General features: G+C 68.9%; 18 protein-coding genes and 1 pseudogene. 9 read left to right on the top strand and 10 right to left on the bottom strand.

Annotated features, from left to right (window positions below; translation table 11 throughout):
- Positions 1-289: 289 nt before the first annotated feature.
- From GIY23_RS08185 to GIY23_RS08175, 3 genes are all read left to right on the top strand, one after another.
- The gene (locus tag GIY23_RS08185; RefSeq protein ID WP_154078704.1) at positions 290-1483 is read left to right on the top strand and encodes a thiolase family protein; all 1194 of its coding nucleotides are present in this window, start codon (positions 290-292) and stop codon (positions 1481-1483) included.
- Positions 1480-3567: a 3-hydroxyacyl-CoA dehydrogenase NAD-binding domain-containing protein gene (locus GIY23_RS08180; RefSeq protein ID WP_154076098.1), complete on the top strand. Its 2088-nt coding sequence runs from the start codon at positions 1480-1482 to the stop codon at positions 3565-3567. The genes GIY23_RS08185 and GIY23_RS08180 overlap by 4 nt, the downstream gene beginning before the upstream one ends.
- Before the next feature lie 182 nt (positions 3568-3749).
- A complete protein-coding gene (locus GIY23_RS08175) occupies positions 3750-4331 on the top strand; it encodes a Uma2 family endonuclease (RefSeq protein WP_154076097.1) in 582 nt (193 codons plus the stop codon).
- A 497-nt stretch (positions 4332-4828) separates the two neighbouring features.
- Here the strand turns inward: GIY23_RS08175 and GIY23_RS08170 are convergent, their stop codons facing one another.
- Genes GIY23_RS08170 through dxs form a run of 3 tightly spaced genes read right to left on the bottom strand, consistent with a single transcriptional unit; the run spans position 4829 to position 8673 of the window.
- Positions 4829-5986: a sensor histidine kinase gene (locus GIY23_RS08170; protein WP_228717613.1), complete on the bottom strand. Its 1158-nt coding sequence runs from the start codon at positions 5984-5986 to the stop codon at positions 4829-4831.
- A gap of 3 nt (positions 5987-5989) precedes the next feature.
- On the bottom strand, positions 5990-6676 hold the full coding sequence (locus GIY23_RS08165; RefSeq protein ID WP_154076096.1) for a response regulator transcription factor: 687 nt from the start codon (positions 6674-6676) through the stop codon (positions 5990-5992).
- A gap of 59 nt (positions 6677-6735) precedes the next feature.
- A complete protein-coding gene (gene dxs, locus GIY23_RS08160; protein WP_154076095.1) occupies positions 6736-8673 on the bottom strand; it encodes a 1-deoxy-D-xylulose-5-phosphate synthase in 1938 nt (645 codons plus the stop codon).
- Positions 8674-9038: 365 nt separating this feature from the next.
- Between dxs and GIY23_RS08155 the strand changes: the two are divergent.
- The 3 genes and pseudogenes from GIY23_RS08155 to GIY23_RS08145 all read left to right on the top strand — a co-directional run.
- Positions 9039-9437: pseudogene (locus GIY23_RS08155) on the top strand (YbaB/EbfC family nucleoid-associated protein); the annotation flags it as partial.
- Between the two features lie 5 nt (positions 9438-9442).
- Positions 9443-9745, top strand: coding sequence for a WXG100 family type VII secretion target (locus tag GIY23_RS08150; RefSeq protein ID WP_228717706.1), 303 nt, complete (start codon positions 9443-9445; stop codon positions 9743-9745).
- 9 nt (positions 9746-9754) lie between these two features.
- Positions 9755-10900: a WXG100 family type VII secretion target gene (locus tag GIY23_RS08145; protein ID WP_154076092.1), complete on the top strand. Its 1146-nt coding sequence runs from the start codon at positions 9755-9757 to the stop codon at positions 10898-10900.
- 92 nt (positions 10901-10992) lie between these two features.
- Here GIY23_RS08145 and GIY23_RS08140 read toward each other — a convergent pair whose 3' ends face one another.
- The 3 genes from GIY23_RS08140 to GIY23_RS08130 are packed head-to-tail and all read right to left on the bottom strand — an operon-like array spanning position 10993 to position 16518.
- A complete protein-coding gene (locus GIY23_RS08140; protein WP_187352065.1) occupies positions 10993-13164 on the bottom strand; it encodes a hypothetical protein in 2172 nt (723 codons plus the stop codon).
- A gap of 46 nt (positions 13165-13210) precedes the next feature.
- Complete coding sequence (locus tag GIY23_RS08135) at positions 13211-14485, bottom strand: class I SAM-dependent RNA methyltransferase (protein WP_228717612.1); 1275 nt, start codon at positions 14483-14485, stop codon at positions 13211-13213.
- Positions 14482-16518, bottom strand: coding sequence for an APC family permease (locus tag GIY23_RS08130; protein ID WP_154076090.1), 2037 nt, complete (start codon positions 16516-16518; stop codon positions 14482-14484). The genes GIY23_RS08135 and GIY23_RS08130 overlap by 4 nt, the downstream gene beginning before the upstream one ends.
- 232 nt (positions 16519-16750) lie before the next feature.
- Between GIY23_RS08130 and GIY23_RS08125 the strand changes: the two genes are divergently transcribed.
- Both GIY23_RS08125 and GIY23_RS08120 read left to right on the top strand, forming a co-directional pair.
- The gene (locus GIY23_RS08125) at positions 16751-17413 is read left to right on the top strand and encodes a potassium channel family protein (RefSeq protein ID WP_154076089.1); all 663 of its coding nucleotides are present in this window, start codon (positions 16751-16753) and stop codon (positions 17411-17413) included.
- A 2-nt stretch (positions 17414-17415) separates the two neighbouring features.
- Complete coding sequence (locus GIY23_RS08120; protein ID WP_154076088.1) at positions 17416-18078, top strand: potassium channel family protein; 663 nt, start codon at positions 17416-17418, stop codon at positions 18076-18078.
- Between the two features lie 19 nt (positions 18079-18097).
- On the opposite strand, the gene GIY23_RS08115 is transcribed toward GIY23_RS08120, so the two are convergent.
- The 4 genes from GIY23_RS08115 to dut all read right to left on the bottom strand — a co-directional run bounded on the left by GIY23_RS08115 (position 18098) and on the right by dut (position 20458).
- Positions 18098-18841, bottom strand: coding sequence for a DUF3159 domain-containing protein (locus GIY23_RS08115; protein ID WP_154076087.1), 744 nt, complete (start codon positions 18839-18841; stop codon positions 18098-18100).
- Positions 18838-19212 (bottom strand): OB-fold nucleic acid binding domain-containing protein, encoded by a 375-nt coding sequence (locus GIY23_RS08110; protein WP_154076086.1) that lies wholly within the window; start codon positions 19210-19212, stop codon positions 18838-18840. The genes GIY23_RS08115 and GIY23_RS08110 overlap by 4 nt, the downstream gene beginning before the upstream one ends.
- A gap of 123 nt (positions 19213-19335) precedes the next feature.
- Positions 19336-19959 (bottom strand): DUF3710 domain-containing protein, encoded by a 624-nt coding sequence (locus GIY23_RS08105; RefSeq protein ID WP_154076085.1) that lies wholly within the window; start codon positions 19957-19959, stop codon positions 19336-19338.
- A 4-nt stretch (positions 19960-19963) separates the two neighbouring features.
- Positions 19964-20458: a dUTP diphosphatase gene (gene dut, locus GIY23_RS08100; protein ID WP_154076084.1), complete on the bottom strand. Its 495-nt coding sequence runs from the start codon at positions 20456-20458 to the stop codon at positions 19964-19966.
- Between the two features lie 24 nt (positions 20459-20482).
- On the opposite strand from dut, the gene GIY23_RS08095 reads away from it, so the two are divergent.
- Complete coding sequence (locus GIY23_RS08095; RefSeq protein ID WP_228717611.1) at positions 20483-20989, top strand: DUF3093 domain-containing protein; 507 nt, start codon at positions 20483-20485, stop codon at positions 20987-20989.
- The last annotated feature ends 92 nt before the right edge of the window (positions 20990-21081 follow it).

The raw sequence follows: 21081 nt of genomic DNA, 5'->3' as shown, positions 1-21081 counted from the left end.
CTCCTCGCGAGGAGGGCGCTGAGAACCCGCCGATGGTCGTGATGCGTACGGGGTGACGGGGGCCAACCCGCGCGACCTCTCATTCATCGAGCGGGTGGTTGTGAGGCACTCGACACGGTGAGCCCCGTGGTTACCGACCGGTAATATCCGCTAAGGTTGCGGTTACCGGCCGGTAGCGAGACCCGGCCGTCGTCCACAACTCAGTGAGGAGCACGCCGTGGCCGCACCCGCGTCGGCAGCAGCCGACACGAGCGCCCGATCGGGCACCAGCGCGCGGGCTGTCCGGGACGTGGTCTTCGTCGACGGCGTCCGCACGCCGTTCGGCAAGGCCGGTCCGAAGGGCCAGTACGCCGAGACCCGCGCCGACGACATGGCCGTCAACGTCATCCGCGAACTGCTGCGCCGCAACCCCGACCTGCCGCCGGAGCGGCTCGACGAGGTCGCGCTGGCCGCCACCACCCAGACCGGCGACCAGGGCATGACGATCGGCCGCAGCGCCGCGCTGCTGGCCGGGCTCCCGAAATCCGTCCCCGGCTTCGCCATCGACCGCATGTGCGCGGGCGCGATGACGGCGGTGACGACGGTGGCCAGCGGCATCGCCTTCGGTGCCTACGACATCGCCATCGCAGGCGGCGTCGAGCACATGGGCAACCACCCGATGGGCGAGGGCGCCGACCCGAACCCGCGCTTCGTCTCCGACAAGATCGTCGACTCCTCCGCGCTCGTCATGGGCTCCACCGCGGAGAACGTGCACGACCGCTATCCCTCGCTGACCAAGGACCGCACCGACGCCTACGCGGCGCTGAGCCAGCAGCGCTACGACGACGCGGCCACCGCGGGCAAGATCAGCCCGGACCTCGTCCCGGTGTCCACCCGTTCCGCCGAGCAGGGGTGGGGCCTGGCGACCGCGGACGAGCCGCCGCGCCCGGGTACCACCGCCGACGACCTCGCGGGCCTGAAGACGCCGTTCCGCCCACACGGTCGCGTGACGCCGGGCAACGCCGCGGGTCTCAACGACGGAGCCACCGGCTGCCTCATCGCCGACGCGGACACCGCGGCCGAGCTGGGCCTGCCGGTCGGGATGCGGCTCGTCGGCTACGCGTTCGCCGGCGTCGAGCCCGAGGTGATGGGTGTCGGACCGGTTCCGTCCACCGAGCGGGCGCTGGAGCGCGCGGGCCTGAGCATCGACGACATCGGTCTGTTCGAGATCAACGAGGCGTTCGCGGTGCAGGTGCTGGCCTTCCTGGAACACTTCGGCATCGCCGACGACGACCCGCGGGTGAACCCGTGGGGCGGTGCGATCGCCTGCGGCCACCCGCTGGCGTCGTCCGGTGTCCGCCTCATGACCCAGCTCTCGCGACACTTCGCCGAGCGCCCCGACGTGCGGTACGGCATCACGACGATGTGCGTCGGCTTCGGCATGGGCGGCACCGTGATCTGGGAGAACCCGCACTTCACCGGGAACGGAGGGGACGCGAAGTGAGTACCCAGGACATCGCGCAGTTCCCCGACGAGGTCGTCACCCAGGCGTTCACGCGCCTGATCGACGTCCCCGGCCTGACGGGCACGCTCGCGCTGATCACACTCGACAACGGCCACGACCACACCCGACCCTCGACGTTCGGCCCGGGTGGTCTGGCCAGCCTGAACGCCGCCCTGGACCAGGCCTTCGCGGCCGAGCCTGCGGCGATCGCCGTCACCGGCAAGCCGTTCGTGTTCGCCGTCGGGGCCGACCTCTCGGGCATCGGCCAGATCACCGAGCGGGCCCAGGCGCACGAGATCGCCCAGGCCGGCCACGACGTGTTCCGGCGGCTCACCGAGTCGACGATCCCCACGTTCGCGTTCGTCAACGGAGCGGCGATGGGCGGTGGCCTGGAGTTGGCGCTGTCCTGCCACTACCGGACGGTGTCCACCGGCGCGGCCGCGATCGCCTTCCCCGAGTGCTTCCTGGGGTTGTTCCCGGGGTGGGGCGGCACCCAGCTGCTGCCGAACCTCATCGGCCCGGACGCCGCGGTGACGGTGATCGTCGAGAACGCGCTGAACCAGAACAAGATGCTCAACCCGGCGAAGGCCACCGAACTCGGGGTCTTCGACGTGCTGCTCGAGTCGCCGGACTTCCTCGAGGAGTCGGTACGGTGGGCGACCCGCGTCGTCGGCGGCAGCCAGCAGGTGCCGCGCCCGGAGATCGACCGGGGTCAGGGCTGGGACGACGCGGTGGCCCGTGCTCGGGAACTGGTCTCCTCCAAGACCCAGGGCGCCTCTCCTGCGGTCACCCGCACGGTCGAGCTCATCGACATGGCCCGCAACAACGACCTCGACGCCGGCTACGCCGCCGAGACCGAGTCGCTGGCGGACGCGATCATGACCGACGAGCTGCGGGCGGGCCTGTACTCGTTCGACCTCACTCAGAAGCGCGCCAAGCGTCCGGCGGGAGCACCGGACAAGTCGCTGGCCCGCGACGTCAAGAAGGTCGGCGTGGTCGGAGCGGGCCTCATGGCCGGTCAGCTCGCGCTGCTGTTCGTGCGCAGGCTCGAGGTCCCGGTCGTCATCACCGACATCGACCAGGACCGCATCGACAAGGGTGTCGAGTACATCCACGGCGAGATCGACAAGCTGGCCCTGAAGGGCCGGTTGTCTCCGGACGCGACGAACCGGCTCAAGGCGCTGGTGTCGGGTTCGCTGGACAAGGCCGCGTTCGCGGACGCGGACTTCGTCATCGAAGCCGTGTTCGAGGAGATGACGGTCAAGCAGAAGGTCTTCGCCGAGCTCGAGCAGCACGTGGCCGCGGAGACGATCCTGGCCACGAACACCTCGTCGCTGTCGATCACCGAGATGGCTTCGCAGCTGCGGCACCCGGAGCGGGTCGTCGGGTTCCACTTCTTCAACCCGGTCGCCGTGTTGCCGCTGTTGGAGATCGTGCGCGGTGGCGCCACCGACGACGCGGCCCTGGCGACCGCCTTCGGCGTCGGCAAGAAGCTCAAGAAGTCCTGCGTGCTGGTCAAGGACGCCCCGGCGTTCGTGGTGAACCGGCTGCTGACCCGGTTCATGGGCGAGATCATCGCGGCGATCGACGAGGGCACGCCGTTCGACGTGGCCGACAGAGCACTGACGCCGCTGGGCCTGCCGATGAGCCCGCTGGTGTTGTTGCAGCTCGTCGGACCGGCGGTCGCCCAGCACGTCAACGAGACGATGCACGCCGCCTACCCCGAGCGCTACGGGCTCAGCGAGAACCTGCAGCGGTTCGTCGACGCGGGCAAGACGGCCGTGTGGGACGCCGACGGCAAGATCGATCCCGAGGTCGACGCCCTGTGGCAGCCGGGCGACTCACCGTCGACCGAGGAGCAGGTCCGGGACCGCGCGCTGGAGGCACTCGCCCAAGAGGCGCGGATCATGCTCGACGAGGGCGTGGTCGCCGAGGCGCAGGATCTCGACCTGTGCATGATCCTCGGGGCCGGCTGGCCGTTCTGGCTCGGCGGCATCACCCCGTACCTGGACCGTGCGGGTGTCTCCGAGCGGGTCAACGGCACGCGCTTCCTGCCGGTGGGGGCCGCCTCGGTTCCCGCCTGACCCGAGCCGTGCCCGGCCGACACCGTGGCGGGGCGGCCGGGCCGACCGCGAAGCGGGGTTGGTGCGTCGTGTGCGCACCAACCCCGCTTCGCTCTATCGTGGGTAGAGCGATCGGGCTGAATCCCGGTTGCGACTGTCCCGTTTCCGGCAGACTTCGAGTGATCACAGAGAGGCGGTACGTGGTGACTGCTCTGCTTAACGACGAGCTGGGCCCGTTCACGGTCGCCGACTGGCACGCGCTGCCCGAGCGGGGCGACGGCACGCGCCTGGAGCTGCTCGGAGGGCACTGGCTCGTGTCACCACCGCCCGGCGGCCCACACCAGTGGGCGAGCACCAAGCTGATCCGAACGTTGACGGAGTCGATGGAGACCTCAGGCCGGTCCGATCTGTACGTGTTGGGAGGGATCGGCGTCGCTCTCAGCACACGCGGCCGCCACGCCCTCATTCCGGACTTCGCGGTCCTCAACCGCCCGCCGGACGCCACCTCGTTCCGGCCCGAGGATGTGCTGTTGGCCGGTGAGATCTGGTCACCGGGTAACACCTTCAGCGAACGGCGCGCCAAGCACGACGCGTACGCCGACGGCGGTATCGAGTTTTTCTGGAGCATCGAGCAGGACGAGCATGGGCCGGTCGAGCTCATCGCGTACCGGCTGGGCGACGACGGCTACCACGTCGAGTCCAGCGCGGACGCCCGAGAGGGCGTCGTGCGGATCACCGCGTGCCCGGCCCCGCTCGACATCGACCTCGCCTCCCTTCGCCCCTGAGAGGTCATTTTGGGACTGGCTTTTGTGCCCGTAGGGCACGGTCACACGTGACCAGCCTCGGAAGGGTGAGGGGCTCCGGCGTTCCAGTTCGTGCCGCGCAAGGCAGGGGTTCTCGCCGCTTACGGCCTGGTACTCAAGAGGTCCCCAACGCCGCGAGGCGCGAACTGGGGCGGCGGTACCGGACCACCCATCCAAGATCCAAAATGCCCCTCTGAGAGAGCATCTGGGAACAGGGTCGGTGCTCCCGTACCGCCGCCGTGCCGCGGCTGATCGCCTGTGAGGCGTGCCCTACGGGCACACATGCCAGCGCCAGACGCCCTCTGAGGAACTCCCGGCACTTGCCACACTCGAACTCGCCGCACGCCCACCGCACCGCACATCCCCCAACCCAGTGGGGACAACTCCCTCCCCTGTGGACGGCCGGGTGGCAAATTCGCGCGAATTTGCCACCCGGCCGGGACGTGAGGGGCCAAATGAGGTCGTGGGGTTGCGGGGCTCTACTGCGCGCGCGGGAGGTCGACGGTGACCGAGAGCCCGCCGGCACCGACCGGCTCGGCGCGGACACGGCCCCCGTGTGCTGCCACGGCGGCCCGCACGATGGACAACCCGAGCCCGGTACCCGCTCGGGCGGTCCGGGCCACGCCTGCCCGGTGGAACGGCTCGAAGAGGGACTCGACCTGGTCGAGGGTGATCTCCGTGCCGGACGACCGCACGCACAGGCTCGTCCACTGAGGACCATGCCGCGTCGTCGCCTCGACCCACCCGCCGTCGACGTTGTGCCGCACCGCGTTCTCGAGCAGGTTGCCGACGACCCGCTCCAGCAGCGCCGGATCCCCCACTGCGTACGCGGGCTCACCGTAGCCGTCGACATGCAGTTCCCGTCGCTGCACCTCCTCGCTCAACGGCCGCCACGAGCGCCGCACGAGCTCGGTGAGATCCACCGGTTCCCACACCGCGAGCTCGACACCCTCCGTGCGGGCGAGCAGCAGCAAGGCGCCGACGAGGCGTTCCGAGCGGCTCGCCGCCTCACGCACCACCCCGGCCATGCGGCGAAACTCCGCCGAGTCCGCTCCAGGGTCCGAGGTGGTCACGTCGAGTTCGGTGCGGATGACCGCCAGTGGAGTCCGTAACTCGTGGCTGGCGTTCGCCACGAACCGGCGCTGTGAGTCGAACGTCGCCTGCAGGCGGTCCAGCATCGCGTCGAACGTGTCCGCGAGGTCTGCGACCTCGTCGCGGGGGCCGCTCAACCGGATCCGTGCGTCCAGCGATTCCGCCGAGAGGCGCCGGGCCGAGTCGGTGACGTCCTTCAACGGGCGCAGCACCCGCCCGGTCACCGTCCACGCCAGCACCGCTGCCGCGAGCACCACCGCCACGAACGCCGGAACGCCGATCGTGAGGACCTGTTCCCGTGCGTTGTCCCGCAGCGCGGCACTGACACCGGTAGCCGGAACGTCCTGGCCTTCGACACGCACCACGCTGCCCTCCGGCAGGCGCGGAACCGCGGCGACGACATTGCCGACGAGCATCCAGCCCAGCCACAGCAGCGTCGCACCGACCAACGCGACCAGGCCGGTCGCAAGCAGCGTGATGCGCAGCCGCAGCCCGGGCCCACGCCGGACGTGGCCGTGCTCGAACGCCCGCCACGACCGCGCCACGACTCAGGCTCCGCGGGCTTCGGCGCGCCCTGCCGACGGCACGCGGTATCCGGAACCGACGACGGTTTCGATCACGACGGGTTCCCCGAGTTTCTTGCGCAACGTCATCACCGTCACCCGCACCGTCGTGGTAAACGGGTCCGCGTTCTCGTCCCAGACGCGTTCGAGCAGTTCTTCCGAGCTCACCACGGCGCCGCCCGCCGCGAGCAACACCTCAAGCACGCCGAACTCCTTGCGGGTGAGCTCGACCTCGTCACCAGCGCGGTGCACCTCCCGGCGGGCAGGGTCGAGATGCAGGTCCTCGGCGGTCAGCATCGGTGGTAGAGCCGGGGTCGAGCGCCGCGCCAATGCCCGCACCCGCGCCACGAGCTCCGGAAAGGCGAACGGTTTGGCGAGGTAGTCGTCGGCGCCGAGGGACAGGCCCTCCACCCGGTCTTCCACCGCTCCGCTGGCGGTCAACATGATCACTCGGGTCAGCTCGCCGGACTCCACGATCCCGCGGCAGAGTTCGTCGCCGGACACACCGGGCAGGTCCCTGTCCAGGACGATCACGTCGTAGCGGGTGATCGCGGCCTTCTCGTGCCCGCTGTCCCCGTCGTAGGCGACGTCGACGGCCATGCCCTCTCGGCGCAACCCGCGGGCAACCGCATCGGCCAGCGGTCGCTCGTCCTCCACCACCAGGATCCGCACGCCGTCCACCGTGCCACAACGATCGTGCTCACACGCCATCGGGCACGCCGAATCGCAGGTCAGGCCTCGCCCGCCGCCCTCGGTTCCTCTCGGGCCGGAGCCTCGTCGGGGGCGTCGCCGAGCCGGTTGGCGACCCACTCGGTGACACGGCGGGCGATGTCCTGATCGGTCAGGCCCAGGTCGGCGAGCACCTGTTCACGGGAGGCGTGGTCGAGGAACCGGTTCGGCACCGCGAGGTCGCGCAACGGCACGTCGACGTCCGCGTCGCGCAACGCGGCGGACAGGGCCGAGCCGAAGCCGCCGTGCCTGCCGCTGTCCTCCAGACTCACGACCAGCGAGTGCTCCGCGGTGAGCTCGACGACCTCCTCCGGCACCGGTGTGACCCACCGAGGGTCGACCACGGTGACGCCGATGCCCTGGGCGGCGAGCCGCTCAGCCGCGGCGAGGCCGAGCTCGGCGAACGCGCCGACCGCGACAAGCAGCACGTCGTGCCCCTCCCCCGCACCGGGGCGACGAAGAACGTCGACGGTGCCTCGGCGTTGCACGGCCGGCACCTCGTCCACGACCGAGCCCTTCGAGAACCGCACCACGGTCGGACCGTCGTCCACGGCGACCGCCTCGCGGAGTTCCTCCCGCAGCGTCACGGCGTCGCGGGGTGCGGCGACCCGGATACCGGGGATCATGCCGAGGATCGAGAAGTCCCACATGCCGTTGTGGCTCGCACCGTCGTCACCGGTCACGCCGGACCGGTCGAGGGTCACGGTCACCGGCTGCTTGTGCAGGGCGACGTCCATGAGCAGTTGGTCGAAGGCCCGGTTGAGGAACGTCGAGTACACGGCGAAAACCGGGTGCAGTCCGCCCATCGCGAGGCCGGCAGCCGAGGTCATGCCGTGCTGTTCGGCGATGCCGACGTCGTAGCAGCGCTCGGGGTGCGCCTCGGCGAACTTGTCCAGCCCGGTCGGCCCGAGCATCGCGGCGGTGATGGCCACCACGTCCTCGCGCTCGGACCCGATCTTGACGAGTTCTTCGGAGAACACGTCGGTCCAGCTGCGCGGCAACGGCTTCGTCGGCAGGCCGGTCTCCGGGTCGATGACCTTGACCTGGTGCATCTGGTCGGCCTCGTGGTTCTCCGCCGGTGCGAAGCCGTTGCCTTTTCGGGTCACCGCGTGCACGATCACGGGCCCGCCGAACGACTTCGCCATCGCCAGCGCCTGCTCCATCGCTCGCAGGTCGTGGCCGTCGACCGGGCCGAGGTACTTGATGCCCAGGTCGGAGAACATCACCTGGGGCGCGAGGGCGTCCTTGAGGCCGCGCTTGGCCGCGTGCAGACCGGTGTAGAGGGGGCGTCCCACCACGGGCAGCCTGCGGACGGTGTCGCGACCGCTACGCAGGGCGCGTTCGTAGCCGGGCAGCAGGCGCAGTGCCGCGAGATGCTCGGCGAACCCGCCGATCGTCGGCGCGTACGAGCGACCGTTGTCGTTGACGACGATGACCAGCGGACGCTGCTGGTCGGCGGCGATGTTGTTCAGCGCCTCCCAGCACATGCCGCCGGTGAGTGCGCCGTCGCCGACCACGGCGACCGCGTGCTGGGGCAGTCCTCGGACCTGGAAGGACTTGGCGAGACCGTCGGCGTAGGACAGCGAGGTAGAGGCGTGGCTGTTCTCGACGAGGTCGTGTTCGCTCTCGGCGCGGGACGGATAGCCGGACAGCCCGTCCTTTTTGCGCAGTTTGTCGAACCCGTCCTGCCTGCCGGTGATCATTTTGTGCACGTAGCTCTGATGGCCGGTGTCGAAGACCACCGCGTCCCGTGGCGAGTCGAACACCCTGTGCAGCGCCAGTGTGAGCTCAACGGCCCCGAGGTTCGGGCCCAGGTGACCACCCGTGCGGGAGACCTTCTCGATCAGGAACTGCCTGATCTCGGAGGACAATTGCACCAGGTCAGCGTGTTCCAAGCGCTTCACGTCGGCCGGACCGCTCACGGACTCCAGCAGCGTCACCGCTCCACCTCGTTTCGGTGCCGACCCCGGCACCCACTCGTCTTCGTTCCACCGCGCCACTTCAACGCACCAGTCTACGGAGACCGGCCGATGCCATCCGGGGCTGGTGCCGCCGCGCCGACCGTCACCTGTCACACATCACACTCCGCGACGGCCGAACTCGTTGCCGTGACTCCCGCCCCGAGCCGAAGACGATCAGCTACTGTCTGCTCGACGATCTCGCACGGACGTGCACCCGACACCCAGGCAGGCACCGATGAACGACCCGACGGGGCGTCGCGCCGAACTCGAGGCACGCAACGCCGCCATGCGTGAACAGGTCACGTCGTTGATGGACAACCTGACACGGGACCCAGCAGCTCCAGGACGCGCAGCAGGAAGCCTTCGCCGCCACCGGGTCCGCCACCTCGGAGGACGGCCTGCTCACAGTGCATGTCAACGCGATGGGCATTGTCACCGACATCGAAATGTCGCCGCAGGCGTTCCAGCGCAGCACGCCGGAGAAGCTGACACGAACCCTCGTTCTCACCATTCAGGCCGCCGCCCGGGTGGCTCGCGGTGAGGCCGACCAGGCGATGGCCGACGTACAGCAGGACACCCCAGACCTGCCGGACCTCTTCCCCGAAGCGCCGTCGCTGAAGTCCCTCATCCCCGAGGCACCGGCGACTCCCGACTCCTCCACGGCCACACCCACGCGCCACACAGGCGACGACTGGGACGACGAGGATGACGCGTTCTCCGGCCTTCGAGGTGGCCGTCAGTGACCGGCATGGACGTCGATCCGGAGAAGCTGCGCGGCAAGTCACCCCAGTTCGATGCGGCCGCCGACGCGATCCGCACGGCCTTCGACAAGCTCAACGGCGTTCTTCAAGCCGAAGGTGACTGCTGGGGCAGCGACGAGGCGGGCCACGCGTTCGCCCAGGATTACCAGCCCGCGTCAGAACAAGCCGAGCAGGGATTTTCGGCAGTGAGCGAGACGCTCGGGCAGGTGCGCGGCGAACTCGACGCGACAGCGCAGACCTGGGACTCCAACGACCAGGGTTCGGCCGCGGACCTCGGACAGCTGAAGTGAGGCAGTGCCGTGACCATTGAGATTCCGGGGGCCGTTCAGTGGCTCGTGCCGATCGTCGTCGGCACCGACTGGCCCGAGGGCGATGAGGACGCGCTTCGCCGCATGGCCGAAGCATGGACCACTGCCGCATCTGATATCGAATCCGTGCTGGACGACACCGACGCCGCTGTCCAGGCCGCGTTGGGTTGCATGCAGGGGCAGACGGCGGACGCCTTCACGAAGTTCGGTCAGGACCTGACCTCTGGCGATTCCTCGCCGCTCGAACAACTCCGGAAGCTGTGCGAAGGACTCGGCGAGGGCTGTGACAGCGCCGCCCTCGAGGTCGAATACACCAAGCTCAGCATCATCGCAGCACTGGTCATTCTCGCGGCCCAGATCGCGGCCATGGTCGCCTCCGCCGCCGCCACGTTCGGCGCGAGCACCGCCGGGATCCCGATCGCCCAGGCCGCAACGCAAGTCACCGTGCGCACGATCTTCCAGCAGCTGTTGACGAAGATTGCGCAGAACGTGCTTGTGAACGTCGGCATCAATGTCGGAGTCGACACGCTGATCCAAGGCGCACAGGTCATGGAAGGCAATCGTGCCCTGACCGAATGGGACGGTGGCAAGACTTGGTCCGCGGCGAAATCGGGAGCAGCGGCTGGGCTCGCCAGCGGAGTCGTCGACGGACTCGGCGGAGCGGCGCTGCCGAAAGGAACGAACAGCTTCACCGAGGCCGCCGCGTACGGAGCAGGAAAAGGTGCGCTGTCCGGCTCGCTGGGCAACGTGATCAACAGCAAGCTCCAAGGCGGCGAGATCACAGACGAGAGCGTCACGAGCGGTGCGGTCACGGGAGCTGTAGGTGGCGCCCTTGGTGGGATGCAGGAGCGTCATGCCGGCCTGGACCAGACGTGGAATCACGACGGTGCTGGACCGGACTACGTCTCGGGAGGCAACACTCAGGGCTGGAGATACCAGACCGAGGAGGGCGCCGTCGTCGGAGCGAACGTGGATTCTCCGTACAGCAGTGGCCCCAACTCGGGAAATATCGGCTGGCTACCTGACGGAGGCAGCCCGAACTCGGTGAACGTCGAAGCAGGCAGCCACGACACGACGGACCAAGCAACGGTTGACGAGCAGTCGGAACTCGATCTGCCCGACGGCTCCAGCTACTGACATCGGTGATACCGCCATCGGTGATACCGCTACTGGCGCGATCCGGTCACGTCCCATGGGCACTTGTCCGAACGGGCTCCCTTGGCTGAGGCTCACTTCGCTGTAAGGACCCGCGCTTCGCTGCTTGCGGTCGGCGCCGACCACGGTCTCCAGGCCGGTATGGGTGCACGATCGGGACGTGGGTCTCCCCACGAGGGACTTCCTGGCGGTAGCTGGTTGTCTTCGGCCAGTATCAGCGCGGAGCGGCGCCGATACCAGATCACCACCAAGGCAACCGCGAGCAGCAAAGCAACGATGATCACGAACAGTTCCGTGCCAATGCCAGTCAGTCCACGGCCGAAGACGACAGTGAGCAGCATCGTCCCGAACACTGCCGGGAACATCGCGATCAGCAATAGCCGATTTCCGATGGCCTGGGCCGTACCGAGCCCGCGACCGCGCGCTGCCGTGGTCGCACTCACCGACCATCGGCGCAACCGGTGCCATTCCTCGACGGTCGGCGCCCGATACCCGAGCGGACGCGCACGGGCGGCACGTCCGCGCACGATCTCGGCGATCAAGTCGGGCTGCAGGACGGGTACGATCCACTGCTGAGACCCGGCAACCAGCCGAAGGGCTGGCCCCCGTCGTAACCGAAGCATCGAGCCTCCTGGCAACGGCCACGTTGGTACCTCTGCGCCAGCCGTCTCGCCGGGTTGCGCCAAGGTCAGATCAGCGAGCGCGAGTGCATGACGCACGTGACCGCCCGCGCCGGTCTTCCTCCGATCGAACACGATCCGATCCCGCTGAATCAGTAGCCGTCCGATGCCCTGTCCGTTCAACCGAACCGGCACCTCACTCGCGCTCGCGGCCAGGTCCGTTCCCAGACGACGCGTCCACACAAGGCGAGCCAAAACCGTCGCCACCAAGGCCACGACAACGATCACGGTTCCGGCGTCGTTCACCAGTCCGTCCTCACTGAACCATGCCGCGAGCGCCACCGGAACCGAGGAGATAAGGCCGATCCACGGCCAACGACGGGGAACGCGAATGCTCACCACCCAGAGCAAGAACCCGATCGTGAGCCATAGCGCACCAAATCCCGCCACCCATTCAGAAAGCCACGGGGCCTCTGGGTCGACGACCGCACGACTACGGGTCAACAGTACGCCCACCACCGGAGCAACGATGACGCCGAACCCGCCGAGCAGCGTTGAAAGTACACCCCGAAACACCATGCCCGGCCCGGCCGGGGGCACTGTTCCGCTGGACGTCGCCGTCACTCGCTGCCCGGTCCTCGGTGGAGCGGGCAACACCTCCGGAACGTGTCCCGCCGCCTTTTCGGTACCGCTGTCCGCAGGTTCAGCAGGTTCCGTCGCCGGACCCGGGTTCGGGCTCGCTGCGCCGTCCGTGTCGAGTGTGGACGGCATGCGTCCCGTCACCAACCGAACTCGCCTCCGAAGTAGCTCCGCGAGCACCTCGGCATCGTGCACCGGCACGAGCTGTTCGTCCGTCGCGGTGACCACGACGAGAGCTTCACCCGGCGGAACGGACAAGCCGCGACCGTCCGACAGCCAAGCCCACGGGGGTTCGTCCCCGGTCGCGGAGCGAGCCCCCACCGCGGCCACATCGCGTAGGGGAGTTTCCTTCGTCGACTCGCCCCAGGTGGGTCTTCCGTCGCCGGAGCGCACGGCCAGCCGCACAGACTCGGTATCGACTCGGATCGAATCCTGATACCACCACTTCTTCGATGCGGCACGCACCTGAAGTATCACGGGCACCGTGCTGTCGCCGAGCTCAGCGACGAGGGGGCGCAGCAGGGCACGAAATGCCAGGTATACCGGCAACATCGCGAACGCGATCACCCCCGGGATCAGGACGAAGTTGACGTTCCCGGCCGACTCGGACATCACATGAACCATCGCGCCGCCCACTCCGGCTGCCATGAGTACGCCGGTGGCTAGTGGGATCGCAATCCACGAGTCCGGCGACCGGGTCAGCTGGGGCTTGCGAACCAACCACACTCCCACCACCAGCGACAGAACCGCGAGTACAGCGGGAAAGGCCAGTTCGTAGACCCCCGCGCCCAAAGCCTTACTCCCGAAGTCCGGCAGCCCTTCGACACCCTGCCGGTAGCGCCACACGGTGGCGCCCACCGCGAAGGCGGCCAGCGCTAGGTGGAGCGCGACACACGTCCCCAACCAGAACTTCGCTCGTCGCCAGCGTGCGGACACCACGGCAATCGAAGCCTCGGGGACGCGCCCGGAAGTCACGCCAAGCCACACGACGATCCTCCTTGGACGTGACGGCCCGGACATTCAATCAGGGTGATCATTCGTCCCGTTCCAGGAGGGCAATGCACTCCACGTGGTGCGTCATCGGGAACGCGTCGAAGGCTTCGAGATCCGCGAGCCGATAGCCCTGTTCGGCGAACAGGGCTACATCGCGGGCGAGCGCGGCCGGGTCGCAGGCGACGTGCACGATCCGCTGCGGTCGGTGCACTCCGATCGCTTCGACCACCTCACGGCCTGCGCCCTTTCGCGGCGGATCGAGAACCACGACGTCCGGTCGTGCACCCGGCGTGCTCAGTGCCGATTCCACGGTTTGCGCGCGGAACTCGACCTGCGGCAGGTCCGCCAGGTTGGCCTGCGCGTCCTTCACGGCCCGTCGCGAAGACTCGACGAGCAGGACCGAACCAGCCGAACCGACCTGCTCGGCCAGCCCCGCCGCGAACAAGCCGACACCGCCGTAGAGGTCCCAGGCGACACCACCCTCGGGTGCGGCCGCCATCCGGTTCACGACGGCGGAGAACACATCGCCCGCGTGCCGATGAACCTGCCAGAAGCCGTGTGGTGCCACGCGCCACGCTCGACCGGCCGCCGTCTCGTGCGCCGTGTCGGCCCCGGCGATGCGGTGCGGCACCGGTTTCGAGCGCGGCGCACGACCGCCCCGCCGATCCCGGTCGCGGCGATGCGCGGTGACGTGCACCTGCTCGTCGGCGTCGCGGGTGACCTCCACTTCGGAGGTCGCCGTCCAACGGCGATCGACCACCGCGTCGAGTGTCCCCTCAACCGTGATCGGGCAGTCCTGCACCGGGACGACCCGATGGCTGCGATGCGCCCGGAAACCGACGCGGCCGTCGCGCCCCACCGCGAGCCGCACCCTGCCGCGCCAGCGCAACGGACCACCCGGCAACGCCTGCACAGTGACCGGGTGATTCAGACCGGCGATGCGCTGCAACTGTTCGGTGACCACAGCGCCTTTCAACTCACGCTGCGTGGTTTCGTCCGCGTGCTGCCAGTCGCATCCTCCGCAGCGAGCGGTGCCGAGTTCCGGAGCCGCCAACGGGCACGGCGGCCGCACCCGTCCCGGCGCCGCCGACTTCACCTCGACCGCGTCGGCCCGGCAGAACCCCCGACCGGGATCCTCCGTGACCTCGGCGAAGACGACCTCACCCGGCAGCGCGTGCCGGACGAAGACGACCCGCCCCTCGTATCGCGCCACGCAGTGCCCGCCATGCGCCACCGGACCGACCTCGACCTCCAGCCGACGTCCCGTCCAGTCCAGCTTGTCCGCCTGCCCGGCGTGATCCCGTTCCTGGGTCACCCGCCCTCGCTCTCCTTGTCGCCGTTTCGCGCCCGCCCCGCGTCGCCGTTCGCGCCGAGGCCTCGCCGCAGCGCCCCGTGCACCGGTGCCACGGGCCGCTTGCTCACCTTCTTCGAGGAAACCAGCTGCCACGGAACACTGGTCACCATCACACCCGGCTGGAACAACAGCCGACTCTTGATCCGCAGCGCACTCTGATTGTGCAGGAGCTGCTCCCACCAGCGGCCGACGACGTACTCCGGAATGAACACCGTCACGACGTCCCGGGGGCTCTCGCGACGAACCCGCTTGACGTACTCCAGCAATGGTCGCGTCACCTCCCGGTACGGCGAGTCCAGCACCGTCAACGGCACCGGCAACGACTCCGCGTCCCATGCCTCTTGCAGTTGCCGGGTGCCTTGCTCGTCGACGTCGACCGTGATCGCTTCCAACGTGTCCGGCCGGGTCGCCCGCGCGTAGGCCAGCGCACGCAAGGTGGGCAGATGCACCTGGGAGACCAGCACGATCGCGTAGTTCCGGGACGGCAGTACCGCCGCCTGGTCGGTCTGCGCCAGCTCCTCGGCCACGTGATCGTAATGCCTGCGGATCCCGGTCATCAGCGCGTAGATCACGCCCATCGCCGCGAGCGTGATCCACGCACCGTGCACGAACTTGGTCACCAGCACGATGACCAACACGATCGACGTCATCGTCAGCCCCAGCGCGTTGGTCAGCTGGGCGCGCCGCATCCTGCGCCGCTGGTTCTCGTCCGTCTCGGTTCGCAACAACCGGTTCCAGTGCCGCAGCATGCCGCTCTGGCTCAGCACGAAGGACAGGAACACACCCACCAGGTACAGCTGGATCAGGGCTGTCACGTTCGCGGAGAACGCGACCACGAGCACGATCGCGAACACGGCCAGGAACACGATGCCGTTGGAGAAGGCGAGCCGATCACCGCGAGTGTGCAGCTGCCGAGGCAGGAACCGGTCCTGGGCCAGGATCGAACCCAGCACTGGAAATCCGCTGAAGGCCGTGTTCGCCGCGAAAATCAGCACGACGCCGGTGAACGCGACGACGTAGATCACCGCTGGGCCGAAGCCTGCGAACACGGCGCCGGCGAGCTGGGCGACAAGAGTCTTCTGCTGATACCCCTCCGGTACCCCGACGAGCTGCCGCGCCGGATCCTCGGCCATCACCACGCCGGTCATCCCCGCGAGGACGAGCAAGCCGAGAAACATCGCGACCGCGATCACACCCATGAGCAGCAACGTCGTCGCCGCGTTGCGAGACTTCGGCTTCCGGAACGCGGGCACCCCGTTACTGATCGCCTCGACGCCGGTCAGGGCCGCGCTGCCCGAGGAGAACGCACGAAGCACGAGGAACGCGAACCCCACCCCGACGAAGGCCCCCGGTTGCTCGACCAGCTCGAACCCGGCACTCTCCGCCCGCATCGGCTGATCGAGAACGATGCCTCGCACCAGCCCGAACGCGATCATGCCCAGAATGCCGACGAGGAACGCGTAGGTCGGGATCGCGATGAGTGCGCCCGATTCCCGGATGCCGCGCAAGTTCAGCGCGGTCAGCAGCGCGATCGCCCCGACCGCGAACAGCACGTCGTGGTCGGCGACGAACGGGACGAGCGACCCGATGTTCGCCGCCGCCGACGAGATCGACACCGCCACGGTCAACACGTAGTCGACCAGCAGGGCGCTCGCGACCAACAACCCCCACCGGCGGCCGTGGTTGACGGTCGTGACCTCGTAGTCGCCGCCGCCGGACGGGTAGGCCTGCACGTTCTGCCTGTAGGAGGCGATGACCGTCACCATCACCAAGGCCACGACGAGCCCGACCCACGGGTTCAGTGCGTAGGCCGAGACCCCGGCCATCGAGAGGGCCAGCAGGATCTGCTCCGGCGCGTACGCCACCGACGACATCGGGTCCGAGGCGAACACCGGTAGTGCGATCCGCTTGGGCAGCAGTGTCTGCGCCAATCGGTCGCTGCGGAACGGCCGCCCGACGAGCAGGCGCTTCGTTGCGGTCGCGAGCTTCGACACGGGGGGAGCCTAAGCCGGACGGACCCGAGACCTCAGCGCGGCACCCCGTCGGCCATCCAGCGCCGCCAACCGCCCATCACGGCTGTATGCAGGCACATCGGCAGGAAACGCCCATCCAGCGGCGCCGTCCGCGACAGTCACCACACGATCGAGCCTTCGGTGTGTCGTCCGGGTAGCGTCCACCCCACGCGGCCGGAAGCGGCCGTCACGGCACTCGCACCGAGGAGAACCTGTGCACGTGGTGATCATGGGCTGCGGCCGGGTCGGAGCCTCTCTGGCCGCCGCACTGCAGCGGCTGGACCACACCGTCGCCGTCGTCGACAAGGATCCGCGTTCGTTCCATCGCCTCGGCAAACATTTTCAGGGCAAGCAGGTCGTCGGCAACGGCATCGACCGTGAGGTCCTCGGTGAGGCCGCCGTCGAACAGGCCGCCGCGTTCGCCGCGGTGTCCAACGGTGACAACTCCAACATCGTCTCCGCGCGCGTCGCCCGCGAGACCTTCGGCGTGGACCACGTCGTCGCCCGCATCTACGACCCGAAACGCGCGGAGGTCTACCAGCGGCTCGGCATCCCCACCGTCGCGACCGTGCCGTGGACCACCGACCGGTTCCTGCGGATGCTGCTGCCCGAAGGGGTGGCCACCGAATGGCGCGACCCGTCCGGGGCGGTCGCGGTGCTGCAACTGCCCCTGCACGAAGGCTGGGTCGGGCGCCGAGTCAGCGATGTCGAAGCCTCGATCGGGGCGCGCGTCGCATTCATCATGCGCTTCGGCAACGGCGTGCTCCCCGATCGCAAGACCGTCGTCCAAGCCGAAGACACCGTCTACGTCGCCGCACTGTCCGGGACAGTCACCGACGTCACCGCCGCAGCACGCCGAGCCCCCGAGGAGAGCTGACGATGCGCATCGCCATCGCCGGAGCAGGCGCCGTCGGTCAATCCATCGCACAGGAACTCCTGGAGGGCGGGCACTCGGTGTTCCTCATCGAACGATCCGCGGACGCAGTGCAACCCCAACACGTTCCGGGTGCGGATTGGCTGCACACCGACGCCTGCGAACTCGCCTCACTCGAAGAGGCCAGGATCGAAACCTGCGACGTGGTCATCGCCGCGACCGGCGACGACAAGGTCAACCTCGTGGTGTCGCTGCTGTCGAAGACCGAGTTCGCGGTACGCAGGGTCGTAGCGCGAGTCAACGACCCCGGCAACGAATGGCTGTTCACCGACGCCTGGGGCGTCGACGTCGCCGTGTCCACCCCCCGGATGCTGGCCGCGATGGTGGAGGAAGCCGTCAACGTCGGCGACCTCGTGCGGCTCATGACGCTGCGCCAGGGGCAGGCGAACCTCGTCGAGGTGACCTTGCCGGACGACACCCCGCTGGCCGGCCGCCCGGTCCGGGACCTCCGGGTTCCCGCCGAGGCGGCCCTGGTCACGATCCTGCGAGGTGGGCGCGTCATCGTCCCGCAACCCGACGATCCCCTGGAACCGGGCGACGAGCTGCTGTTCGTCGCGCCCGCCGACGTCGAGCAGGAGATCGTCGAGATCATCCGGCACAGCGGCTGAACCGCGCTACGGGTATCGATCAGCCGGGCGACGGGTCCGGGCGGGGTGGCGAGGCGCCCGGAGAAACGGCGGTCTGCACGGCGGCCTCTTCCGCGACTTGCCGGGCGCGGCGCACCGCCCACACGGTCACGATCAGCGCCAGGCCGGTCAGCGGGTAGCCCATGGCGATGCGCGCCACCGCGAGCCAGCCCGTCTCGTCGGCCGCGTAGAGCCACTGCTGCACGACGTACTTCGCGGCGAACACCGCCGTCCACGACACCGTCGCGATGTCGTAGGCGACGAGCGCCTTGCGCTGCTTGCGCCACCCCATGCCGAGGCTGTTCAACGCCGACCAGGCGACACCCACCAGCGGCCAGCGCACCACGACCGAGGCCAGGAACGCGCCCCCGTAGATCAGGTTCGTCCAGATGCCGAGCAGAAAGAAGCCCTTGGCCTCACCGGACCGGTAAGCGATGTACGAGCACACCGCGACTCCGATCACGCCGGAGATCGCCGGTTGCAGCGGTTCCTTCCGGACCACCCTGATCACGGCGATGAGCAGTGCGACGCCCATCGCCGCCCAGATCGCCGGCACCAGGCTCGACAGCGAGTTCACCAGCACGAACACGACGATCGGCACGGCCGAGTACGCCAGGCCGCTCACTCCGCCCAGCTGCTCGAGCAGGGTTTGTTCTTGCATCCGCGGCCGCTGCGTGTCGGGCGCGTCCTCGGTCGGCGAGGAACCCGCGAGGGACGGTTCGGGGGTCGAGCTGGATTCGCTCATGCGTTCTGCAACTCGTAGTAGGGGTTGTACAGGACCTTGTGCCCGTCCCGGACCGAGATCCGGCCGCGCACCTTCACCGACCGACCCGGCTCGATCCCGGCGATCCTGCGCCGACCGAGCCACACCAGCCTCACACCGTCGGTACCGTCGAACAGCTCGGCCTCCAGACTCGGCGCCGAATCCTTCGGTGACTGACCGACAGTGCGCAATCGCCCCACGACCACGACCTCCTGGCCGCACGCGCAGTCGCAGGCGCGCTGAGCGCCCTCGCTCTGTGCGCGCTCCGAGAGGTCGTCGGCGTCGAGTTCGTCGACGTCGCTGGTCAGTCGACGGACAAGGCGGCGGAGGTAGCCGCCCTCGGCCTTGCTCATGCCGCACTCCTGTGCGCTCCGGACCCGCTGGTGCGGGCCGTCCACGGTCCAGCCTAGCCCGCCCCCACGACCACGATCGGTGCCCCACACCGAGCGTCCCTGCGCGGGGAACGAACCGTCACGTCACGACTGCTGTTCGCGCTGAGTCTGTTCGATGTGCCGCGCGATCTCGGGCGGCAACTCGATCGGCAACGGTGTGCGCACCGGCATCGGGTCCTCGCCGCGCACCACCACGGTGTCCTCCAACAGGCCGTACAGCAGCTTCGTGCACGCCTCGGCCTGTTCACCCGGCCCGGCGGCCACTCCGCGCAACAGCCAGCGGGGCCCGTCGATACCGACGAAGCGCAGCGCCGCCTTCGGCGAATCGGCCACCAGTTCGGTCCCCCACTCCCCCTGGTAGGGGCGGACCTTCGCACCGTCCTGACGGAGCTGCTCGGCGAGTTCTTTGCTGACCTCCCGCCACAGGCCCCCACTGCGCGGCGCCGCGAACGCGCTCACCGTCAGCCGACCCACGGACGTCACCAGGTGCACCGCCCGCACCGGCCCCGCCGGGTCGACCTCGACCTGCAGCTGGCTGTTGTCGGGGACCGGGAACCGCACGGAGCCGAGATCGAGTCGTTCGACGTCGTCCTCGGGAGCCTCCGACGCGTCGAACGGACCGACGGTCGGGAGCTCCTCCCCCTCCGATTCCGGCGCGTCGGGTTCGTCACCGCGCCCGTGCTTGCCCTTGCGACCCCATCCGAACATCCCCTCAGACCTCCGTCCTGTGCTCGGCACCGGACTCCGCCGGCACCGACAGTGCCTCGTGACCGCCGGTCGATCCATGACCTCCGACGCCGCGCTCCGACTCCGGCAGCGCGTCGACCTCCACGAACGCCGCACGCTCGACCCGCTGGACGACCAGCTGGGCGATCCGGTCGCCGCGACGCAACGACAACGGCTGAACACGATCATGATTGATCAGACACACCTTGAGTTCACCCCGGTATCCCGAGTCGATCGTTCCCGGTGCGTTGACCATGCCCAGACCGGACCGGACGGCGAGACCGGACCGGGGATGCACGAACGCCGCGTAGCCGTCGGGCAACGCGATCGCCACGCCGGTGCCCACCAGGGCACGTTCACCCGGCTGCAGCACCACGTCCGTGGTGGTCACCAGATCGGCGCCCGCATCACCCGGTCGGGCGTACGACGGCACGGGGACATCGGGATCAAGTCGGGTCAGTGGGACCTGCACGCTCGGCACGGGCGGCGAGACTACCCTGAACCCGTGGCCGACAGTGCAGACGCAGCGACTCCGACCGATCCGCGGGGCGGCGGCGCGTCGCGGGCAGCGACGTCCTCTTACAAGGAGCGCCTTTACACGTCCTGGTGGACGTGGCCGCTGCCGATGATCATGACCCTGCTGCTCGCCGCCATGGTGCACATGGGCTACCCGGGACTCCGTGCTTGGTTGCCCTACCTCGTGCTGGTGCCGATCACGATCCTGGTACTGGTGTGGCTCGGGCGCACGAGGGTCGAGATCACCGGTGGGGAACTCTGGGTCGGCGACGCGCACCTGCCGGTGCGGCTCGTCGACGAGGTCGACGTCGTCGACGCGTCCCAGAAACGGAAGGCTCTCGGCCCGAACCTCGATCCCGCGGCGTTCGTGATGCACCGGCCGTGGGTACGGACCTGCGTGCGAGTGTGGCTCGACGACGCGAACGACCCCACGCCCTACTGGGTGATCAGTACCCGACACCCGCACGCACTCGCTGCACGCTTGCGCGGGGCGTGAAACGCGGACGGCACACGCCGAACCGGGTGGACGCGACGACGAACCGGACACCCTTCCCCTCCGGATGTCCGGCCCACCGTGCGTGATCGTCA

Origin of the sequence: Allosaccharopolyspora coralli (genome assembly GCF_009664835.1) — a bacterium.
GTDB classification, from domain to species: Bacteria; Actinomycetota; Actinomycetes; order Mycobacteriales; family Pseudonocardiaceae; genus Allosaccharopolyspora; species Allosaccharopolyspora coralli.
This window is presented reverse-complemented; position numbering and strand designations above follow the sequence as displayed.

Bases quoted from the DNA above. Each gene is read 5' to 3' on its own strand.
- GIY23_RS08150 (WP_228717706.1), top strand. From the start codon at position 9,443: ATGGACGTCGATCCGGAGAAGCTGCGCGGCAAGTCACCCCAGTTCGAT.
- GIY23_RS08120 (WP_154076088.1), top strand. From the start codon at position 17,416: ATGCGCATCGCCATCGCCGGAGCAGGCGCCGTCGGTCAATCCATCGCA.
- GIY23_RS08115 (WP_154076087.1), bottom strand. From the start codon at position 18,841: ATGAGCGAATCCAGCTCGACCCCCGAACCGTCCCTCGCGGGTTCCTCG.
- GIY23_RS08110 (WP_154076086.1), bottom strand. From the start codon at position 19,212: ATGAGCAAGGCCGAGGGCGGCTACCTCCGCCGCCTTGTCCGTCGACTG.
- GIY23_RS08105 (WP_154076085.1), bottom strand. From the start codon at position 19,959: ATGTTCGGATGGGGTCGCAAGGGCAAGCACGGGCGCGGTGACGAACCC.